Source organism: Pseudomonas iranensis, from assembly GCF_014268585.2.
GTDB lineage: Bacteria > Pseudomonadota > Gammaproteobacteria > Pseudomonadales > Pseudomonadaceae > Aquipseudomonas > Aquipseudomonas iranensis.
Window position 1 is genome coordinate 2,504,070 of the sequence record NZ_CP077092.1, and the last position, 19,086, is coordinate 2,523,155.

A 19,086-nucleotide genomic window follows, 5' to 3' on the forward strand; every position below is an offset into this window, starting at 1 on the left:
GAACTTCATTCTGCCAACGACTGATCCATCAGTTCGATCCAGTGCCTGACCGGCGTGCGCCCGGCGCTCGCCAGATGGCTCTGACAGCCCACGTTGGAAGTGACGATCAACTCCGGCCGGCCGCTTTCCAGGGCGTTGAGTCGATGGTCACGCAGTTGCCGCGCCAGCACCGGTTGGGTCAGCGAGTAAGTGCCCGCCGAGCCGCAGCACAAATGGCCATCCGGTACCGGCGTGAGGTTGAAGCCGAGTCGGGTCAGCACTGTTTCCACGGCGCCGCCGAGTTTCAGCGCGTGCTGCAAAGTGCACGGGCAATGCACGGCGATGCGTCGTTCGCTGGCGGCGCAGACCTGTTCCAGCGGTTCCTGCGCGATGACTTGCACCAGGTCCCGAGTCATTTCGCTGATCTGCCGAGCCTTGTCGGCATAGACCGGATCGTCCGCAAGCAAATGCCCGTAATCCTTGATGAACGCGCCGCAACCGCTGGCCGTCTGCACGATGGCTTCGGCGCCGTTCTGCAGATGCGGCCACCAGGCGTCGATGTTCTGTCGAGCGCGGTCGAGACCTTTGCCCTGAGCGTCGAGGTGATAGTCGAGGGCGCCGCAGCAACCGGCCTCGCTCACCGGGGTGACGCTGATGCCCAAGCGATCGAGCACCCGCGCGGTCGCGTCATTGGTGTTCGGCGACAGGCCCGGTTGCACGCAACCTTCGAGCAACAACACCCGGCGCGCATGCCGAGGAGCAGGGCGCGACCCCATAACATCCAAGCGCTGCGGCAGTTTGCTTTCCAGCAGGCGCGGCAGCAGCGGCCGAAAGGTCGCGCCGATGCGCAGCAAGCCTTTGAACACAGCCGGATTCGGCGCCAACGCGCGCAAGCCTTCGCGCAGCAAGCGCTGGGCGGCGGGGCGCGGCACCGCGCTGTCGACTACCGCGCGGCCAATGTCGAGCAGGTTGTGATAATCGACGCCGGACGGGCAGGTGGTTTCGCAGTTGCGGCACGACAGGCAACGATCCAGATGCAGTTGCGTCTGCTCGGTGGCCGGTGCGCCTTCCAGCACTTGCTTGATCAGATAAATGCGTCCCCGCGGGCCATCGAGTTCATCGCCGAGCAATTGATAGGTCGGGCACGTCGCGTTGCAGAAGCCGCAATGCACGCAGGTGCGCAGGATCTTTTCCGCTTCGCCAGCGCGGGGCAATTGCCGCGATTGCTCGCTGAGGGTGGTTTGCATGGCTAGACCTCCGCGTACATTCGTCCGGGGTTGAACAGCCCTTGCGGGTCGAGTTGCGCCTTGAGTTGCCGGTGGTAGCGCAGCAGGGTTGGCGCCAAGGGTTGAAACGGCGAGTCGGTGGCACCGTGGGTAAAGCACGTTGCATGGCCGCCCAAGGAATGGGCGAGTGCGTGAATCTCAGGGCGTTCGGATTTCACCCAGCGTTGCGCACCGGCCCAATCGATCAGTTGCTCGCCGGGCAGTTCGAGCGGGCCGAGATTGTTCGGCAATGACAGGCGCCACAACGGCAAACCTTCGTCGAAAAAACTCAGGCGCTGTTCGTTGAGGTCGCGCCAGAAAACCGAATCCAACGGCTCGCCGCCGAGGCGTTGATGCGCCGCCGTTACCGAGCCTTCGCCACCTTCCAGACGCAGGTACAGGCTCCGGCCATCGTGGCACGCGGCGCTGATCGGCAGCGGTTGCTGGCCCCATTCGGCAAGTTTGCTCAAGGCCCGAGCGCAGTCGATATCGAGGCGAATGCTCAGGCACTGGCGTGGTTTCGGCAGGACTTTCAGCGACACTTCGGTGAGCACGCCGAGGCAACCGAAACTGCCGGCCATCAGCCGCGACAGGTCATAACCGGCGACGTTTTTCATCACTTCGCCGCCGAAGCGCAGATGTTGACCGAGGCCGGTGATTACCCGCGTGCCGAGAACGAAGTCGCGTACCGAGCCGGACCACGGCCGGCGTGGCCCGGACAACCCTGCGGCGACCATGCCGCCGACCGTGGCGCTGTCGGCAAAGGATGGCGGTTCGCAGGGCAACATTTGCCCAGCGTCATCCAGCGCCGCGAGCAGCTCGGACAACGGCGTGCCGGCACGTGCGGTGACCACCAGTTCGGTCGGGTCGTACTGAACGATGCCGCGATGGGCGCGGGTGTCGAGCACTTCGCCGGCCACCTCGCGGCCGAGAAAGGCCTTGCTGTTGCCGCCCTGAATCTTCAGCGGCGTGGCATTGGTCCGCGCGGCGTTGACCTGGTCGAGCAGGGCCGCGGCGGCGTCGAAATCAGCCATCAGAATCGCTCCAGCTCGGGGAAGGGCAGTTGCCCGGCGTGAATGTGCATCGCGCCGAATTCGGCGCAGCGGTGCAGGGTCGGAATGTTCTTGCCGGGATTGAGCAGGCCCTGCGGATCGAACGCGGCTTTCACCGCATGAAACAGCAATAACTCGTCGCTGTTGAACTGCGCGCACATCTGATTGATTTTCTCGCGACCGACGCCGTGCTCGCCGGTGATGCTGCCGCCTACCTTGACGCACAGTTCGAGGATCTTGCCGCCCAGTGCCTCGGCCCGATGCAGCTCCCCTGGCTGGTTGGCGTCGAACAGAATCAGCGGATGCATGTTGCCGTCGCCGGCATGGAACACGTTGGCCACGCGCAAGCCATATTCTTCGCCGAGGCTGGCGATACCTTGCAGCACAGCGGGCAATTCGCGGCGCGGGATGGTGCCGTCCATGCAGTAATAATCCGGCGACAACCGGCCGATCGCCGGAAACGCGTTTTTGCGCCCGGCCCAGAAACGCGCGCGTTCAGCCTCGTTCTGGGCCTGGCGCACTTCAGTGGCGCCGGCCGCTGTCATGACTTCCCGTACGCGCTGGCAATCGTCGTGCACGTCGGCTTCGACACCGTCCAGTTCGCACAGCAGAATCGCCTCGGCGTCGACCGGATAGCCGGCGTGGATAAAATCTTCGGCGGCGCGGATGGCCAGGTTGTCCATCATTTCCAGACCACCCGGAATGATCCCGGCTGCGATGATTTCGGCAACCGCGCGGCCGGCCTTTTCCACTGAATCGAAACTGCCGAGCAGGACCTTGGCGACTTGCGGTTTGGGCAATAACTTCACCGTGACTTCGGTGATGATCCCCAGCAGGCCTTCGGAGCCGGTGAACAAGGCGAGCAGGTCGAAACCGGCTGAATCGAGCGCCTCGGAGCCTAGCGTCAGGCGTTCGCCCTCAATGGTCAGCACTTCGATTTTCAGCACGTTGTGCACGGTCAGGCCGTACTTGAGGCAATGCACGCCACCAGCGTTTTCCGCGACGTTGCCGCCGATCGAACAGGCGATCTGCGATGACGGATCCGGTGCGTAATACAAGCCGAACGGGGCCGCCGCCTGGGAGATGGCGAGATTGCGCACCCCCGGCTGAACCCGCGCGATACGTGCAGCGGGGTCGATGTGCAGGATGCTGTTGAACCGCGCCATCACCAGCAACAGGCCCTTTTCCAGCGGCAGCGCGCCGCCGGACAATCCAGTGCCGGCACCCCGCGCGACCACGGGCACGTTGTTCTGATGGCAGAGTTTCAGCAGGGTTTGCACTTGCTCCAGACGCCGGGGCAGGGCGACCAGCATCGGCGTGGTGCGGTAGGCGGAGAGGCCGTCGCATTCGTAGGGTTTGAGTTCATCTTCGCGCCAGAGGATGTCCAGGTCCGGCAGGGCGTGTTGCAGAGCCTTGAGCAATTCGCCCTTGTTCACCTCGGGCAACGGACCGTCGAGGCGTTCGTCGTAAAGGATGTTCATGGGAACGCCAACCTTCTGTCTCCGCTGATCGTTCCCACGCTCTGCGTGGGAATGTAGCCCGTGACGCTCTGCGTCACTGGACGCACAGCGTCCCCTGAGGCATTCCCACGCAGAGCATTGGAACGATCAGTTGCGCCACCTGAGGCATCGCGAATATCTATCTTCATCGCTTTCGTTCCAGAAATTCCCCGTACAGCCGCGCGGTATTTCCCGGCTGTTCGACCATCGGCATGTGCCCGACGTGATCCCACACATCCACTTCGAGATTGGCGATGCCTTTGCTCCACACCGGCACGCTGCTGACGTCGATCAGGCGATCCTTGCGCCCCCACAGCAACAGCGCCGGGCATTTGATCTCGGCCAGTTTCGGCTCCATCGGCGGGCTGGCGCGGAAGTCGCGGAAGATTTCTTCGAGCTCGTCACGTTGTTGCTCATAGCGCTGGGCGACGGCGTCCAGCACCAGCTTCGGTACCCACGGCGGCGACTCCATGGTCATCGCATAAAAGCGCTGAAATTCTTCGCGGGAGTTGATCAGGAACGGATTATGCCCGCGCGCCAGATGGCGCTCCATGTCGCTTGGCTCCGGTGCGGTGACGCCGGCCGGGTCGATCAATGCCAGCGAGGCGATTCGCTCCGGATAGGTCGCCGCCAGCCACGCGGCAATGTAGCCGCCCATGGAGTTGCCGATGACGTGGACTTTCTCCACGCCGCAGACGTCGAGCAGTTGAATCATGCGTTTGGCCTGAACCGCAATGTCGTAACCGCCGCCAGCCTTGAAGCCAGTCTCACCGTGGCCGGCCAGATCCGGAATGATCACCCGATACTGACGGACGAAGTGCCGGGCGCAGCGCAGCCAGAGGTTTTTATCGGCGCTGAAGCCGTGCAGCATCAGGATCGCGCTGGACGCCTCATACGGCCCGCCTTGCCAGGTCGACACGGTCATCTCGGCGATCGGCACTTCGATCTTGTGCAATTTGTACAACCTGGCCTCGCTGGCCATGGCCAGGTTGTACAACCAATGGCCGACCGCCGGGTAACTCAACCAGCTCCAGGCCACGAAAACCGCGAGTGCGACAAACAGCAAAAGCATCGACGTCTTCCTTTTACGTGTTCAGGACAAAATATGGTCGGCCGGTTTCAGCGCCCGGGTCAGCAGGTGATAGCTGAAACTGAAGCCGGGAAACATCGCGATCACATGACCGCTCTTGCTCTGGTACCAACTGTGGCAACCACCGGACTTCCACACCGTGCGCTGCATTTCCCGGTGGATCATTGCAGTGTAGGTACGTTCTGCGTCACGGCGCACTTCGATGCTGCGCAGGCCTTTGGCCCGTACGGTGCGGATGCAGTCGAGGATGTAGTTCATCTGCGATTCGATGATGAACAGCGCCGAGGTGTGGCCAATGCCGGTGTTCGGCCCGGTGACGATAAACAGGTTGGGGAAATCCGGCAGGCTGGTGCCGAGGTACGCGCGCGGGTATTCGGCCCAGACATCTCTGAGTTGCACCGCGTTTTTACCGCTGACCGGGTAGGAAATCACCCCGTCGGTGGCGTCGTAACCGGTGGACCAGACGATCAGGTCTACATCGAGATGCTCGCCGTCCACGGTGTTGATCCCGCTATCGTCGATCGAAGCGATGCCGTGCTCGCGACTGTGCAACGTGACGTTGGCGCGGCTCAGCGCCGGGTAGTACGTGCTGGAGACCAAAACGCGTTTGCAGCCGATGGTGAAGTCCGGGGTGAGTTTCTGTCGCAGTACCGGGTCTGGAACCTGGCGCTTGAGGAACCGCAGCGCATGTCGCTGGACCAGATGAATCGCTGGTCTCGAGTATTTGAAGGCGATCACCCGGGTTTCGAATTGCCAGTAAATCAGCCAGCGCAGCAGCTTGTACGCCGGCTTCAGGCCAAGCAGCCAGCGCTGTAAACGGCCGAATTTGCGATCGGCACGCGGCAGCACCCAATGCGGCGTGCGTTGGAACACATGCAGATGTTCGACCTGGGGTGCAATCGCCGGGATCACCTGGGCGGCGCTGGCCCCGCTGCCGACGATCGCCACGCGTTTACCGCGATAGTCGTAGCTGTGATCCCAATTATTTGTGTGAAAAGTCTTGCCTTGAAAGCGATCCATCCCAGGAAAGTGCGGGATGACCGGCTGACTCAACGGCCCGGAAGCATTGATCAGGAATTGGGTATGGAAGATGCCCTTGGCGCGGGTTTGCACCGTCCAGTGTTTTTCCGCTTCGTCCCACTCGACGCGCTCGACATCGGCCCCCAGTTCCACGCGCTCGCGTAAACCGAACTGCTCGATCAGCTGTTCGGTGTAGCGCCGCAGTTCCGCCTGTTCGGCGAACATCTGCGACCAGCGGTAGGGCGCGAATGACAGCGAATAGAGCGGCGACGGCACGTCCACCGCTGCGCCGGGGTAGGTGTTCTGGCACCAGGTGCCGCCGAAGAAGTCGCGTCTTTCCAGGATGCGAAAATCGTCGATCCCGGCCTTGAGCAGGTTGACCGCCGCGCACTGGCCGCCGAAACCGCTGCCGATGATCAACACAGCGTAGGTATGCATGTGCCCCCTTTTTATAGTTGTTTTTCCATTTCCCCTCTTTCATTTATAGCCAACTCCTGGCCATGTGTGCGGCGCTGATGGCGCTCTATTCAGGCCGCTGGCCGGTGATGGCTATTTAACGGCGCCCTGATAGACTCCGGACACATCCTTGTCGGGATGTAACCATGCATCGCGCGGTCGAGGCCCTTATGGGAAATACGCGGGGAAAGGGACTTTCACTGGCCAGGAGGCTGTACAGGTCGCGGGTGTTCGGGCTGCTGCTCGGGCTGATGTGTGTCGGCGTGGCGATGTATGCCCTCGATCCGCCGCTGTGGGTGTGGGGCCTGATGCTGTTCAACGGCCTGATCTGGCCGCATCTGGCGTTTCAATGGGCGCGCAGCTCGAGCGTGCCGTTTCGCGCCGAACACCGCAATTTGCTGATCGACGCATTCATGGGCGGCTTCTGGGTCGCCGCCATGCAGTTCAATCCCTTGCCCAGCGCGACCACGATTTCGATGATGGCAATGAACAACGTCGCCATTGGCGGTGGGCGGTTTCTACTCGCCGGGACGGCGGCGCAGCTATTGGGCATCGGCGTCGGGCTGGTGGTGTTTGCGCCGACGTTCATCCCGCCAACAACGCCGCTGCAGTTGTACGCCTGTTTGCCGCTGCTGTTGCTGTATCCGCTGGCGCTGGGCTGGATCTGCTTTCGTCAGGCCTCGACCCTCGGTCGGCACAAGCGTGAGCTGTTGGCGTTGAGTCGCACCGACAGCCTGACCGGCCTGCTCAATCACGGCGCGTGGAAGGATCAACTGAACCTCGCGTTCCAGCGCTGCAAACGCCAGCAGCAGGGGGCGGCGATTGCGCTGATCGACATCGACCACTTCAAAGCGATCAATGACACCTATGGGCATGTCGCTGGCGATATCGTCCTGCGCCAGTTGAGCAAACTGCTCAAACATAATCTGCGCGCCACGGACGTGGCCGGGCGATACGGCGGGGATGAGTTCTGCGTGATCCTGCCGGAACTGCCGCTGTTCAATGCCGCTCAGGCCATGGAAGCCTTGCGCGAGCGTTTTGCGGTGATGGGCTACGAGCAGAACCCGGCGTTGAAGGTCAGTCTGAGCATTGGCCTGGCCGCCTACGACCCGAGCCATGCCGACGCCACGCGTTGGCTGGATGAGGCCGATCAGGCGTTGTACGAAGCCAAGGCCAGTGGGCGCAATCGGGTGATCTGCAACAGTGACAACAAACCGAGGCAGGCGCTGCTGGATTCGGTTTGACGAGGGTTGCTGATGCCTGTGGGAGCGAGCCTGCTCGCGAAAGCGCTGGGTCAGTCGGTATCAATATGGTTTGCCACGACGCCTTCGCGAGCAGGCTCGCTCCCACCGGGGGTATGTGTTGTCGGTTAGATCAGTGTCGCATCCGCTATAGAGCCTCGCGCCGATGTCGGTTACGGTTGAAGTCCCCCGACACGAAACAAGGACTGCTTCATGACGTTCTCATTTCCCCGCTCTCTGCTGGCCGCCAGTCTCGGTCTGTCCCTCGCGTTCTCGGCCGTGAACGCTTGCGCCGAACCGCATAAACAAGTGCTCGCCGATGCCGAGCAGTACCAGCCCGAAGCCCTGAAGTTACTGGAACGGCTGGTCAATATCGACTCCGGCTCAGGTTATGAGCCGGGCCTGAAACAGGTCAGCGATATCGCCATCGATGAGCTGAAAAAAATCGGCGCCACCATCGAACTGGTACCCAACACCCCGGAAAAATCCAACCACGTGCTGGCCACGCTCAAAGGCACCGGCAAGGCGAAAATCCTGCTGATGGCGCACATGGACACGGTGTTCAAGGAAGGCTCCGCGGCCGAGCGGCCATTCCACATCAAGGACGGGCGTGCCTACGGGCCGGGGGTGATGGACGACAAGGGCGGCATCGTCGCCGGCATCTACGCGCTTAAAGTGCTGAAGAACCTCGACTTCAAAGACTACGCGCAGATCACCTTCCTGCTCGACGCCAGCGAAGAAACCGGCTCGGACGTCGCCACCGACCTGATCAAGAAAACCGCCAAACAGCACGACGTCACCCTCAACCTCGAACCGGGCCGCCCGGCTGATGGCCTGGTGGTGTGGCGCAAGGGCAGTGCGACGGCGCTGGTCGAAGTCAAAGGCAAAGCCGCCCACGCCGGGGTCGCGCCAGAGCTCGGACGGAACGCGGCGATGGAAGCGGCGCATCAGATTCTGCAACTGGGCAAGCTTGGCGACGAGGCGAAGAAGACCACCATCAACTTCACCGTGCTCAAGGCCGGCGATCGCACCAACGTAATTCCTGATCAGGCCACGGCCAAGGCGGATGTGCGTGCGGCGGTGCCGGAGGAGTTTGATCGCATCGAGAAGGATCTGGCGCGGGTGTCGCAGGACAAGTTGATTGCCGAGACCGAAGTGAAAACGTCCTTGCAGCGCGGTTTGCCGCCGATGCCGCAGACCGCTGAGTCGGATCGCCTGATGGCCATGGCCCAGGGAATTTACGGCGAGATTGGCCGCAAGCTGACCGAGGAGGGCAGTGGTGGCGCGGCGGATGCCAGTCTGTCCGCAGGCGTCGGGACGCCGACGCTGGATGGCTTCGGGATCGTCGGCGGCAATATTCACACGCCTGAGGAATATGCCGAAGTGGCGAGCGTGGCGCCGCGGATTTATCTGTTGTCGCGGATGATCATCGAACTGGCCAAGCCGCGTTGAAGCTACGGGTGTCTTGATTGTAGGTACGATCAGAACACCAGTCGGTAAAAAACAGAGCGCGGCTGCTTGAGTGAGCTGCGCCTGTGCTTGAGACGGTTCCGGGCGCACTGGAAAACCGGCACAAGCGCTGAGATTGTGCCTGTTGTGCCAACCTCGCTGCGCTTCAATCCCATTAAAGCTACACACCGCTCATCGGTTTTCAGTGCAAAAAAACCGAAGCTTCCTGATTGCTTGCTTGTCATCTCCATGAGACCGCAGCCCTTTCAATACGGCCGTTTCGCTGTATCACGCCGCCCGTCGACGCAGAGGAATGAGCGCACGATAGGCGCAGTCGACTTTGCACGGTGAGCCTCGACAGGCGCTGCGTGTTGACTGATGAGGAGAACGACAGATGACAAGTCTTGAAATGGAACTGAAAGCGTGGCGTCTGTTGCTGGAGGACGACGCCTATCGCCTGGATTTCCCCGAGGATTATCACCGCACCCTGATCCAGCGTGCCGACGAATTGCTGCTGCACGAATGGATCACCCGTGACGATTGGCAGTTGCTGATAAACGTGGCGGATGACGCGCGTGAATTTACCCTCGAGAGCCTTGCGCGTGAGCAGCGCGATTGTTTGAAAATCTCGTCGCTTCGACTACCGAAAGGCCACGAAGACGAACAGCCTCAGCGATCGCAAGGCGCCGCACGTGTAGCAACCAACGGGAGCGTCATCATGACTGATGAAAAGAAAGATCAACCGAACAACCCGCCGAACAATCAGCCGAACGACACCTTGCCTGCGCATTCCACCGAACAGGAGCGCGAGCGCTTTAAGGACTTCAACAAGGACGGCATCCCGCCGGGAAGCTGCTGATTGCCTCTCAAGCCCAGAGCACGCGGAGTATTTCACCATGCAAGTACAAGTAGACAGCAACCATATCGAAGGCAGCGCCGAACTGCAGGACTGGGTGGGCAGTACGGTGGTCGATGAACTGGACCGCTATACGTCTTTTCTGACCCGATTGGAAATTCACGTTGGCGACGTCAACGCACAGAAATCCGGTGCGCAAGACAAGCGCTGCCAGATCGAGGCGCATCCCAAGGGGCACACCTCGCTGTCGGCCAGCCATCATGCCGAAAGTCTGGAGCTGGCCGTCGCAGGAGCGGCAAAAAAGATTGCCCATGCGCTGGAGCACCTGGTGGGGCGCCTGTCGCCGCGCGTCGAATCGACCGGACGCCTGACGGCACCGCCGGTACGGGAGGATTCGCCAGCGGAAATCGACGCCATGCTCGAAGACGAGTTTCTCGCCAGACAAGTTGACCTGGAGAAAGAGTAAGGAGTGTCGTCATGGCCCGGATTCAAACCTTTACCCACGAAACGCTGAGCACACTGTTGGCCCTGAATGACCGTCTCAACCTCAGCCTGTACATGCCGGCGCATCGAACCTTTCCGGAACGCTCGCAAGACCCGATCCGTTTCAAGAATCTGGTCAGGCAACTCGAAAGTTTGCTCGAACAACATTCTCCCGAGTCGCCCAGGGACATCGTGCTCGCGCCATTTCATGAGCTGCTGGACGATCAGTCCTTCTGGAACACCTGCCCCGAGTCCATCGCAGTTTTCGGCGGCGAGGAGCATTTCATCGTGGTCGGCCTGCATCAGGCGGTTCGCGAAGCGGTCATCGTCAACAGCCATCCGTATCTCAAGCCGTTGCTGCGCCTGGCGCCGGTGATTGATCGTTGCCAAGTGCTGTGCCTGTCCCGTGACAGCGTGCAGATGTATCAAGGGACGGGGCAGCAGATGCAGGAGGTCGAGCTGCCCGAAGCGGTGCCCACCCGACTGGCGGATGCGCTCGGTAACGAGCTCACGCCACGCGATCAGCAGGGCCATCCCGATGGCTTCAGCGGTGGGGGGGAGCGTGGTGATCCGATGATCCACGAGTCGGGCGGTGGCGGTAAGCAGGATGAAATCAACCTCGATCGAGAGCGGTTTTTCCGCGCGGTCGATAAAGCTGTCACTGAGCATTGCTCGCGCCAGTCCAGCCTGCCGCTGGTGCTCGTTGCGCTGCCGGAGAACCAGGCGGTCTTCCGTACGGTGAGCCATAACCCGTTTCTGTTACCCGACGGCATCGAGCGGGATCCGGCAACGCTTCAGCCCGCGCAACTGGCGGCAGCCTGCGCGGTTGTGTTACGCAAGCGTCATGACGATGGGCTGAACAAAGCATTCGATCGCTATGGCGTGGCGCTCGGTCAGGGAGCGGTGGGGCAACATTTGTCGGAGATTGCCCAGGCAGCGGTAGAGGGCAGGGTAGCTTTGTTGCTGGTTGAGGCCGAGCGTGAAATTGCCGGGACCATTGCGGCCAATGCGCTGAACCGCGAGGCTGCTGATAGCCGCAAAATTCATTCGAAGGACGTACTCGACGAACTGATTCTGGCGGTGATCCGCCAGGGCGGTGAGGTGGTGGTTGTACCGCCGGAACGCTCGATGCCGACTGAGACGGGGGCGGCAGCGGTTTATCGGTATTGATCGATTAGCCGAGACGTTGCTCAGTTACTTACGTCGGTTCAGCGCTGTGACGGCTACCCTCATCTCTGGCAAGCCAGGCTCCACAGGTTGCGCGTTAAACCTCAATCGATGGTTCAACGCAAACCCTGTGGGAGCTGGCTTGCCAGCGATGGCGTCAGCTCGGGCAAACCGTCACTCCTTGACGCTCATATATTCCTTGGCCCAGAGGATGTATTCCTCGGGCTGGGTGTAGGTGTGGGTCAACTCGGTCGCGCTCAAATCGGCGGCCTGGGTGAAGATTTGCCGCTGTTCGCGCAGGCTGTCGTAGGTGGCCTTGATCGCGGCGAAGTAGGCGCCGTGGCCGTCGATGGTCACGCGTACTCCCAGTTCGGCCAGGCGTTTGTCGTCGCGCAGGGCCGGGTTGCCGTAGGTGACCAGCATCAACGGCACGGTCAGATGTTCGGCGATTTGTTCCAGTTGATCGAAGTCCTGCACGCCGACCATGCAGATACCGTCAGCGCCCGCCGCTTGATATTGGCGGGTGCGGCTGATGATTTCCTGGTTCGGCAGAATGCCGGCATTGGTGCGGGCGATGATGGCCATCTCGGTGTCAACCCGGGCTTCCAGCGCCGCGCGGATCTTGCCGACGCCTTCGGCCACGGTGATCAGGTCGGTGGATTTGCGCCCGAATTGCGCGGGCAGCAGGGTGTCTTCGATGGTCAGTGCAGCGACGCCGGCGCGTTCCAGTTCGACGATGGTGCGCATCACGTTGAGGGCATTGCCGTAGCCGTGGTCGGCGTCGGCGATCACTGGCAATTGGGCGACGCGACCGATGCGCGTGGCCTGTTCGGCGAATTCGCTGAGGGTGATCAGGGCGAAGTCCGGTGCGCCGAGCACCTGTAGCGAAGCCACGGAACCGCCGAGGATACCTACTTCAAAACCCAGGTCAGCGGCGATACGGGCCGACATCGGGTCGAACACCGAAGCCGTGTGGTAGCAGGTGTCGGAGGCCAGCAGCTGACGGAAATTGCGGCGCAAATCTTGATGGGAAAGCCTGGTCATACGAGTTCCACCAATACATAAGGAATGGAAAGGCTTGAGCAAAGGTGTCAACGCCGAAGAATGAAAAGGCTATCACGCGAATGGGTCAAGAATCATGACGAATTTGCGCGGCAGGACTGGCGGCTGAAAGGTTTAATCTCCCGTGCTGGAAAATCAGGCCGCCACGGCATGTTGCTGTTGATGGGGCAGGAGCACCGCACGCACCGAATTGCCCGGCTGCAATTGCAGGCGTTTGGCGGTGAGTCGGTCGACCACCAGGCTGTTGCCGACAAGTCGACCGTGGGCCGCGGTGATGCGGCAGTTTTCCAGCCGGCGGTTGTGAATCAGCCACAGTGGCGCCTGCTCGTCGGGGGTGCCGAGGCTCAGGGTCAGTTCGAGGCTGTCGCGTACCGTGCGGATGCTGCGGATTGGCGCCTCGATGACCGGGCCACCGTCGAAAATGTCGATATAGCCTTTGTGCGCGAAGCCTTCAGCTTGAAGAATTTTCAACGCCGGCTGGGTGTTCGGATGCGTCTGGCCGATCGCCGCCTGCGCCTGTTCGGTGAGCAGGCAGGTGTACAGCGGCTGGCGCGGCATCAGTTCGGCGATAAAGGCTTTGTTGCCCAGGCCCGACAAGTGATCGGCGTGGGTGAAATCCATCTGGAAGAAATGCCGGCCGAGGCTGTCCCAGAACGGCGAGCAACCGTTTTCATCGGCACTGCCGCGCAGTTCGGCGATCATCTTCTCGCCAAACAGGTGCGGAAATTCGGCGACGAACAACAGACGACCCAGCGACAACAGGCGGCCATTGCTGCCGTTGCGCTGGTCATGGCGCAGGAACAGCGAGCACAGCTCCGATTGGCCCGTCAGTTCGTTGTTCAGGAACAATGTCGGGATCTGCCGCTGAATGCCCAGATCCGGCGCCGAACTGACGGTCACCCCGAGCCGGTAGTTGTACCAGGGCTCGCGCAAGCCAACGGCGCCGGCCATCGCGCTGACACCGACCACGCGCTGCTCATCATCCTCAAGGACAAACAGGTAATCGGCATCGGCGCGCTCCACCTGTTCGGCGAATGCGCGCTGTGCCCAACGCACTCGGTGCGCCAAGCGGTCTTCGTTCGCCGGAAGGGTGGTGAAACCTGGCCCTGCCTGTTCAACGAGGGTCATCAAGGCAGGCAGGTCGCTGACTTTTACCGGACGGACAATCATGCTCCAACTCCTTTGGCGTACCGATTCAGGCGCGGATGGCTAACGCGGCTCACAGAGCGACCAGCCGTATCGAGCTGCCATCGCTGACCTTCAGCGCCGCGCAGATGGCGGGTGTCAGGGGCAGCGGCTGACCGGGGTGATAGTCGAGTTCGGTGACCATCGCGCGGTAGTCATGCAGGGCGTCGTTGCTCAGCAGGTAACGGCCACGGGCGTCGGTCGATGCTTGTTGGCGGACGATGGCCGTTTGGCTGTCGGCGATCGAGCGAATGTTCGCGGTGCGCGCATACAGGGTCGGGCCGGCGTCGAACAGGTCGATGTAGCTGTTGGTTTCGAAGCCTTCCCGCGCGAGGATGTCGAAGGCTTCCTGGCCGTCCGGATGCACGCGGCCGATGCAGTCCTGCGCTGCTGGCGGCAGCATCGGTACGTAGATCGGGTATTGCGGCATCAGTTCGGCGAGGAACGTGCGGCTCTGCAAACCGCACAGACGCTCGGCTTCCGCGTAGGGCAGATCGAAAAAGTGCTTGCCCAGCGCATCCCAGAATGGCGAATGACCCTGCTCGTCGCTATAGCCGACGATTTCGGTGATCACCGCCTCGGAGAACCGCTGTGCATGCGCAGCAACGAACAGCAGGCGCGCCCGCGACAACAGTTCGGAAAACGGCGTACGCACCAGCGCGGCGTCAATGTGGAAACCGCGTAGCAAGGTATGCCCGCTGAGGTCATGGCATAGCGACAACGCCGGTACGCCGTGCTCGATGTTCAATTCCCGCGAAGCACTGGTGAAATGGCGGTTGCGCAGGCTGTAGAACGGCTCCTTGAAGCCGGCGGTGGCGAGGATTTCCGAGCAGCCGACCAATTGCCGGCGTTCGAGATCTTCCAGCACGAAGAAGTAGTTCTCCGGCCCCTGCGCCTTGGCGGCGCTATCGAAGGACGCGCACGACGCGGCGATTTTTTCGCGCAGGTGCTCGCTGTCATCCGGCAGCGAGGTCACGCCGATCAGGCTCTCGCGGGCCAGGCGCTGTAGCTGGGGCAGATCATTCTGCTCGACTGGGCGTAAGACCAGCATGGATGTACTCCTGTATCAAAAGGTTTGGCCCATTCGCCGAACCTGACTATCACTGTCGGTTTCCACGCGTTGAATCGGCGGTCGCCTGATTTGTTGTCAGGCGCCGCTCTTTTTCTTGTCAGCCTTTGCTCGGATCGGGCAGCGCTGTGCTGGCGCCGAGCTTGTTGAGGAAGAACAGGTACACCAGGCCCAGGGCAATCCAGATCAGGCCGAGTTTCTGCGCATCGACGCCCATGTTGTACATGATAGCGGCGACGATGATGAAGCCGATCACCGGGCAGAGCAGATGGCGCACAAACTGCCCCGACTTCTGCCGACGCCAGTAGTGGTTGATCACCGTCAGGTGCAGCAGCATGAAACCGCTGAGGGCGCCGAAGTTGATCAGCGAGGTGAGAATGTCGACCGCGTCGATGAACAGGTAGCAGATCAGCAGTGACAATACCGCTACCAGATAAATGCTCAGGTACGGCGTGTTGTGTTTCGGGTGGACCTTGGCCAGCACCTTCGGCAGCTTGCCGTCGCGGGCCATGCCGAACAGCAGGCGCGAGACGGCGGCCTGCGAGGTGATCGCTACAGCAACGCCCCAGGCCAGCGCCGTGGCGACGGCGGTCAGGGTCGCCAGCCAGCTGCCAGCGGCGATTTCGGCAATTTCATAAAACGCGGTGTCGGCGGATTTGAAACCCATGCCTGCCGCCAGATCGGTGGCGATCCACGTTTGTACGACGAAAATCGTGCCCATCACTGCCAGAGTGATCAGCGCTGCCTTGCCGACACTGCGGCCCGGATCTTCCTTGATTTCTTCGGCGAGGGTGGAGATCGCGTCGAAGCCGAGGAACGACAGCACGGCGATCGACACCGCTTGCATCAGCAGAGCGAAGTTGAAGGTTTCCGGGTGATACAGCGGCGCCAGTGTCAGCTCACCGTTTCCGCCACCGTTGTGCAGGGCGTTCCAGGCGTAGAACAGGAAGATGCCCAGCACCACCAGTTGTGCCAGCAGGAACAGCATGTTCATCCGCGCGGTGAAGGTGATGCCGCGCAGGTTGACGAATGTTGCGCTGACCAGAAACGCCAGGATGAAGCCGACCTTGGGAATGTCCGGGTAAAAATGGTTGAGCGCCATCGCCGAATACAGGTACAGCAGCGGCGGAATCAGCAGGTAATCGAGCAGCATCAGCCAGCCAGCGATGAAACCGACGTGTTGATTAAGCCCGCGTTGCGCGTAGGAATATACGGAACCGGCAACCGGAAAGGCCTTGGCCATGCTGCCGTAACTCAGCGCGGTGAACAGCATCGCCACCATGCCGATGATGTACGCCAGCGGCACCATCCCCGGTGCTTCGGCGTTGACGTAGCCATACACACCGAACGGGGCGATGGGGATCATGAAGATCATCCCGTACACCACCAGATCGGTCAGCGTCAGGCTACGTTTCAACTCTTGCTTGTAGCCGAATTCTTCAATTTCCATGAAGCGCAACTCCTTGTCAGCTATCGGTCGGTTTATGTTTTATCGGTCCATCGTTTACAGCAAAGGTGCGAGGTAACCTGCCCAGCGCGAGACCGCTTCGGGGCTGCGCAGCAGATCATTGCGCACCTCGATCAGCACCGCCTCAAGGCCCCTTGCATCACCGTGCACGGGCACGGTCATGTCGCCCAAGGGATCAATTTTGTACGGCTGGTTGCCCGCGACTTTCAGCGGGTGCGCTTGCAGCCCGTCGAGCAGGCACTGAGCATAGTCCTGGGCCTGGCCGAACAACACGCCGACTTCCAGTGGTCGCGGCTGGCCGTAATACACCGGGGTGAAACTGTGAATACCGACTACACGCACCGGCAGACCTCTGGCAATGCGCTCGTCGATCAACATCTGCAAGCGCGCATGAAACGGTTTGAACAATGTCTGTCGCCGGTACTCGCGGGTCGCCTCATCCAGCTCGCGGTTGCCGGGTATCGGGTAGATCTCGCTCTGCAGCGGGATGCTGTCCGGGGCATGGCGCGGGCGGTTGAGGTCGATCAGCAGCCGTGAATAATTGGCGCTGAGCAACGTGGCGCCGAGCTGTTCCGATAACTGTTCGGCCAGTTGCAGCGCGCCGATGTCCCAGGCGATATGTTCGCGGGCGGCTGCCTCGTCCAGGCCCAGATTGTTCAGGGCGTCGGGGATGTAGCGACTGGCGTGTTCGCACACGAGGATCAACGGATTCGTCGAATCCTCGCGGCTCAGGTTGTAGACCGGGCGGGTGTACAACCCAAGCTCGGCGGATTCAGTACAGGCGTGCATAGTGCTCACACAGGTCAGCGGGCGAGAGCTGTTCCGTCAGCGCCAATTCCTCGGTTTTCAGGGCGTAATAAGTGTCGAGCAACGGCTTGGGCAGCCATTCGTTGAAGGCTGCACTGTCACGCAGGCAATCCAGCGCCTGGGCCAGCGAGGCGGGCAGGGCGACGATGCCCCGGGCCTTGCGTTGCTCGTCGTTGAGTGAATCGGGAATTTCATCGGTAACCGCGTTCAGCGCCAGACGCTGTTCGATGCCCAGCCGCCCGGCAATCAGCAGCGCAGCCATGGCCAGATGCGGCGAGGCAGTGGCGTCCATGGCGCGGAATTCCAGGTTGAACTGCTGCGCGGCGGACTTGCCGCCCAAGGTCACAGTCGGGCAGATGCGCAGCGCCGCTTCACGGTTCTGCTGCCCCAGACACGCATACGACGCGCTCCAGTGGTGCGGCTGCAACCGCTGGTACGACAGCGGCGTCGGCGCGGTGAACGCGCACAGCGCCGGCAAATAGTGCAGGACGCCGGCAGCCCAGTGCTGACCGATGCTCGACAGACCATTGCTGGTGCCGGCGTCGTAGAGCATCGGCTGACCGGCCAGATCGAGCAGGCTGACGTGCAGATGGACACCGTTGCACACCGCCTCGGCGGCGGTCTTCGGCGCAAAACTCAGCTCCAGGCCCATCTGCCGGGCGATTTCCCGGCTGATTTCCCGCACGTTGACCGCGCGATCCGCCGCCGCCACGCCAAGGGTCGGGCGGCAGGTGATTTCGTATTGATGCTTGCCGTATTCCGGCAGGAACATTTCCGGCTCGACCCCGCCGGCGCGCAGGGCGCTGAGCAGCCAGCCGCCGAATTCGGCGCCTTGGCGCTGCGCCTCGAGAGAGAACGCCGCGTGTTCGGCAATACCTGCGTGCAGGTTGAATTCATGTTCGAAGGCGGCGTTGACCTGCAACCCCAACTCATCGTGATAGCGCTCGATTTCATCACTCAGCAGCGTGCGCGGGCAGGCACCCCACGCCTGGCCATCGGTTTCGCGAATATCGGCGTGAATGAAATCCAGCACCGGTGCATTGGCGTCCGGGCCGCTGCCGACAGTGACGCGGCTGCTCAGATCCGGAATCAGCCGCAGGTCGCCGTACGCGCCCCACGGATTGCTCGAAGCGATGATGTCTTGCGGCGTCAACGCACTGTTGGCCGGTACCCAACCGCAACCCGCGGCCTGGTAGTGCTCCAGCTCATCGCTGGGAAACGAGCGGCCACGGGTGATGCCGATCAGGTCGGTTGTCACCAGTGTGGTCATCGGCAACGGCGTCAGGCGCGGGCTCATGGCTGCATCTCCTGTAAACGCCCGAGCACAGTGTCGGTGTCGGTGATCCAGCAATAACCCTTGATCGCGTTGAGGCAGGCGTGATGGCGTTCGGCGCTGTACGTGGCGCACGCGTCTTCAACCAGCGTCACCAGATAGCCCCGGTCAGCGGCATCGCGCACGGCCATGTCGACACATTGGTCGGTGACGATGCCGGCGATGATCAGATGGCGGGTTTGCAGGTTGCGCAGTACGTAATCGATGTTGGTCGAGTTGAACACTCCGGAGGAGGTCTTCGGCAGCACGATTTCGTTCTCGGTCGGGGTCAGCTCAGCGATGACCTGCGCTTGCACGCTGCCCTTGGGCAAGTGCATGTCAGACAGTTTGTGATCCAGCGAGCGGTCGCGACCGTCGGCGGTCAGGCTTTCGATGATCGTGTGCAGCACGTTCTGCTGCGCCCGGCGAAAGGCGCCAAGCAGACGTTGCTGATTGGGCACCACTTGCTTGCGCGTGCGCTGGAGAAAATACTCGGCATCCGGCTCGCTCAGGTGCGGGTCGAATTGCGGTTCGAGCCAGGCGCGCTGCATGTCCACCAGCAGCAAAGCGGTGTGGTCGGTCGCAAACGGCAGGTCCCGAGGCGAGCGGTGGGGAAGGCTGAACAT

At 61.7% G+C, this 19,086-nt stretch carries 17 protein-coding genes; 5 read left to right on the forward strand and 12 right to left on the reverse strand.

All coding sequences use genetic code 11. From position 1 onward, the window contains the following. Positions 1 to 5 precede the first annotated feature (5 nt). From glcF to HU724_RS11225, 5 genes are all read right to left on the reverse strand, one after another. A complete protein-coding gene (gene glcF, locus HU724_RS11205) occupies positions 6 to 1,226 on the reverse strand; it encodes a glycolate oxidase subunit GlcF (RefSeq protein WP_186569199.1) in 1,221 nt (406 codons plus the stop codon). Positions 1,227 to 1,228: 2 nt separating this feature from the next. Next, complete coding sequence (gene glcE, locus HU724_RS11210; RefSeq protein ID WP_186569200.1) at positions 1,229 to 2,278, reverse strand: glycolate oxidase subunit GlcE; 1,050 nt, start codon at positions 2,276 to 2,278, stop codon at positions 1,229 to 1,231. Beyond that, complete coding sequence (gene glcD, locus HU724_RS11215; RefSeq protein ID WP_186569201.1) at positions 2,278 to 3,777, reverse strand: glycolate oxidase subunit GlcD; 1,500 nt, start codon at positions 3,775 to 3,777, stop codon at positions 2,278 to 2,280. Before glcD ends, glcE begins: the two co-directional genes overlap by 1 nt. 163 nt (positions 3,778 to 3,940) lie before the next feature. Next, complete coding sequence (locus HU724_RS11220) at positions 3,941 to 4,867, reverse strand: alpha/beta fold hydrolase (RefSeq protein WP_186569202.1); 927 nt, start codon at positions 4,865 to 4,867, stop codon at positions 3,941 to 3,943. 21 nt (positions 4,868 to 4,888) lie between these two features. Then, the gene (locus HU724_RS11225) at positions 4,889 to 6,343 is read right to left on the reverse strand and encodes a flavin-containing monooxygenase (RefSeq protein ID WP_186569203.1); all 1,455 of its coding nucleotides are present in this window, start codon (positions 6,341 to 6,343) and stop codon (positions 4,889 to 4,891) included. A gap of 188 nt (positions 6,344 to 6,531) precedes the next feature. Between HU724_RS11225 and HU724_RS11230 the strand changes: the two genes are divergently transcribed. The 5 genes from HU724_RS11230 (at position 6,532) to HU724_RS11250 (ending at position 11,560) form a co-directional block, all read left to right on the forward strand. Next, complete coding sequence (locus HU724_RS11230) at positions 6,532 to 7,605, forward strand: diguanylate cyclase (RefSeq protein WP_186569287.1); 1,074 nt, start codon at positions 6,532 to 6,534, stop codon at positions 7,603 to 7,605. Between the two features lie 210 nt (positions 7,606 to 7,815). After that, positions 7,816 to 9,054 carry a M20/M25/M40 family metallo-hydrolase gene (locus tag HU724_RS11235; protein WP_186569204.1) on the forward strand — a complete coding sequence of 413 codons (1,239 nt, stop codon included), beginning with the start codon at positions 7,816 to 7,818 and terminating at the stop codon, positions 9,052 to 9,054. 391 nt (positions 9,055 to 9,445) lie between these two features. Beyond that, positions 9,446 to 9,910: a hypothetical protein gene (locus HU724_RS11240; protein ID WP_186569290.1), complete on the forward strand. Its 465-nt coding sequence runs from the start codon at positions 9,446 to 9,448 to the stop codon at positions 9,908 to 9,910. Between the two features lie 37 nt (positions 9,911 to 9,947). After that, positions 9,948 to 10,373 carry an HPF/RaiA family ribosome-associated protein gene (locus HU724_RS11245; protein ID WP_186569205.1) on the forward strand — a complete coding sequence of 142 codons (426 nt, stop codon included), beginning with the start codon at positions 9,948 to 9,950 and terminating at the stop codon, positions 10,371 to 10,373. Between the two features lie 11 nt (positions 10,374 to 10,384). Further along, the gene (locus HU724_RS11250; protein WP_186569206.1) at positions 10,385 to 11,560 is read left to right on the forward strand and encodes a baeRF3 domain-containing protein; all 1,176 of its coding nucleotides are present in this window, start codon (positions 10,385 to 10,387) and stop codon (positions 11,558 to 11,560) included. Between the two features lie 171 nt (positions 11,561 to 11,731). On the opposite strand, the gene HU724_RS11255 is transcribed toward HU724_RS11250, so the two are convergent. The 7 genes from HU724_RS11255 to HU724_RS11285 form a co-directional block, all read right to left on the reverse strand. Next, the gene (locus HU724_RS11255; RefSeq protein ID WP_024012471.1) at positions 11,732 to 12,601 is read right to left on the reverse strand and encodes an isocitrate lyase/PEP mutase family protein; all 870 of its coding nucleotides are present in this window, start codon (positions 12,599 to 12,601) and stop codon (positions 11,732 to 11,734) included. A 153-nt stretch (positions 12,602 to 12,754) separates the two neighbouring features. After that, positions 12,755 to 13,789 (reverse strand): arginine N-succinyltransferase, encoded by a 1,035-nt coding sequence (astA, locus tag HU724_RS11260; protein WP_016774124.1) that lies wholly within the window; start codon positions 13,787 to 13,789, stop codon positions 12,755 to 12,757. A 49-nt stretch (positions 13,790 to 13,838) separates the two neighbouring features. After that, a complete protein-coding gene (locus tag HU724_RS11265) occupies positions 13,839 to 14,855 on the reverse strand; it encodes an arginine N-succinyltransferase (RefSeq protein ID WP_186569207.1) in 1,017 nt (338 codons plus the stop codon). A 118-nt stretch (positions 14,856 to 14,973) separates the two neighbouring features. Next, positions 14,974 to 16,323 (reverse strand): APC family permease, encoded by a 1,350-nt coding sequence (locus HU724_RS11270; protein WP_186569208.1) that lies wholly within the window; start codon positions 16,321 to 16,323, stop codon positions 14,974 to 14,976. A 54-nt stretch (positions 16,324 to 16,377) separates the two neighbouring features. Then, a complete protein-coding gene (locus tag HU724_RS11275; RefSeq protein WP_186569209.1) occupies positions 16,378 to 17,130 on the reverse strand; it encodes an N-formylglutamate amidohydrolase in 753 nt (250 codons plus the stop codon). Further along, on the reverse strand, positions 17,114 to 18,445 hold the full coding sequence (locus tag HU724_RS11280) for a type I glutamate--ammonia ligase (protein ID WP_186569210.1): 1,332 nt from the start codon (positions 18,443 to 18,445) through the stop codon (positions 17,114 to 17,116). The genes HU724_RS11275 and HU724_RS11280 overlap by 17 nt, the downstream gene beginning before the upstream one ends. Further along, positions 18,442 to 19,086: a cysteine hydrolase family protein gene (locus HU724_RS11285; protein WP_186569211.1), complete on the reverse strand. Its 645-nt coding sequence runs from the start codon at positions 19,084 to 19,086 to the stop codon at positions 18,442 to 18,444. The genes HU724_RS11280 and HU724_RS11285 overlap by 4 nt, the downstream gene beginning before the upstream one ends.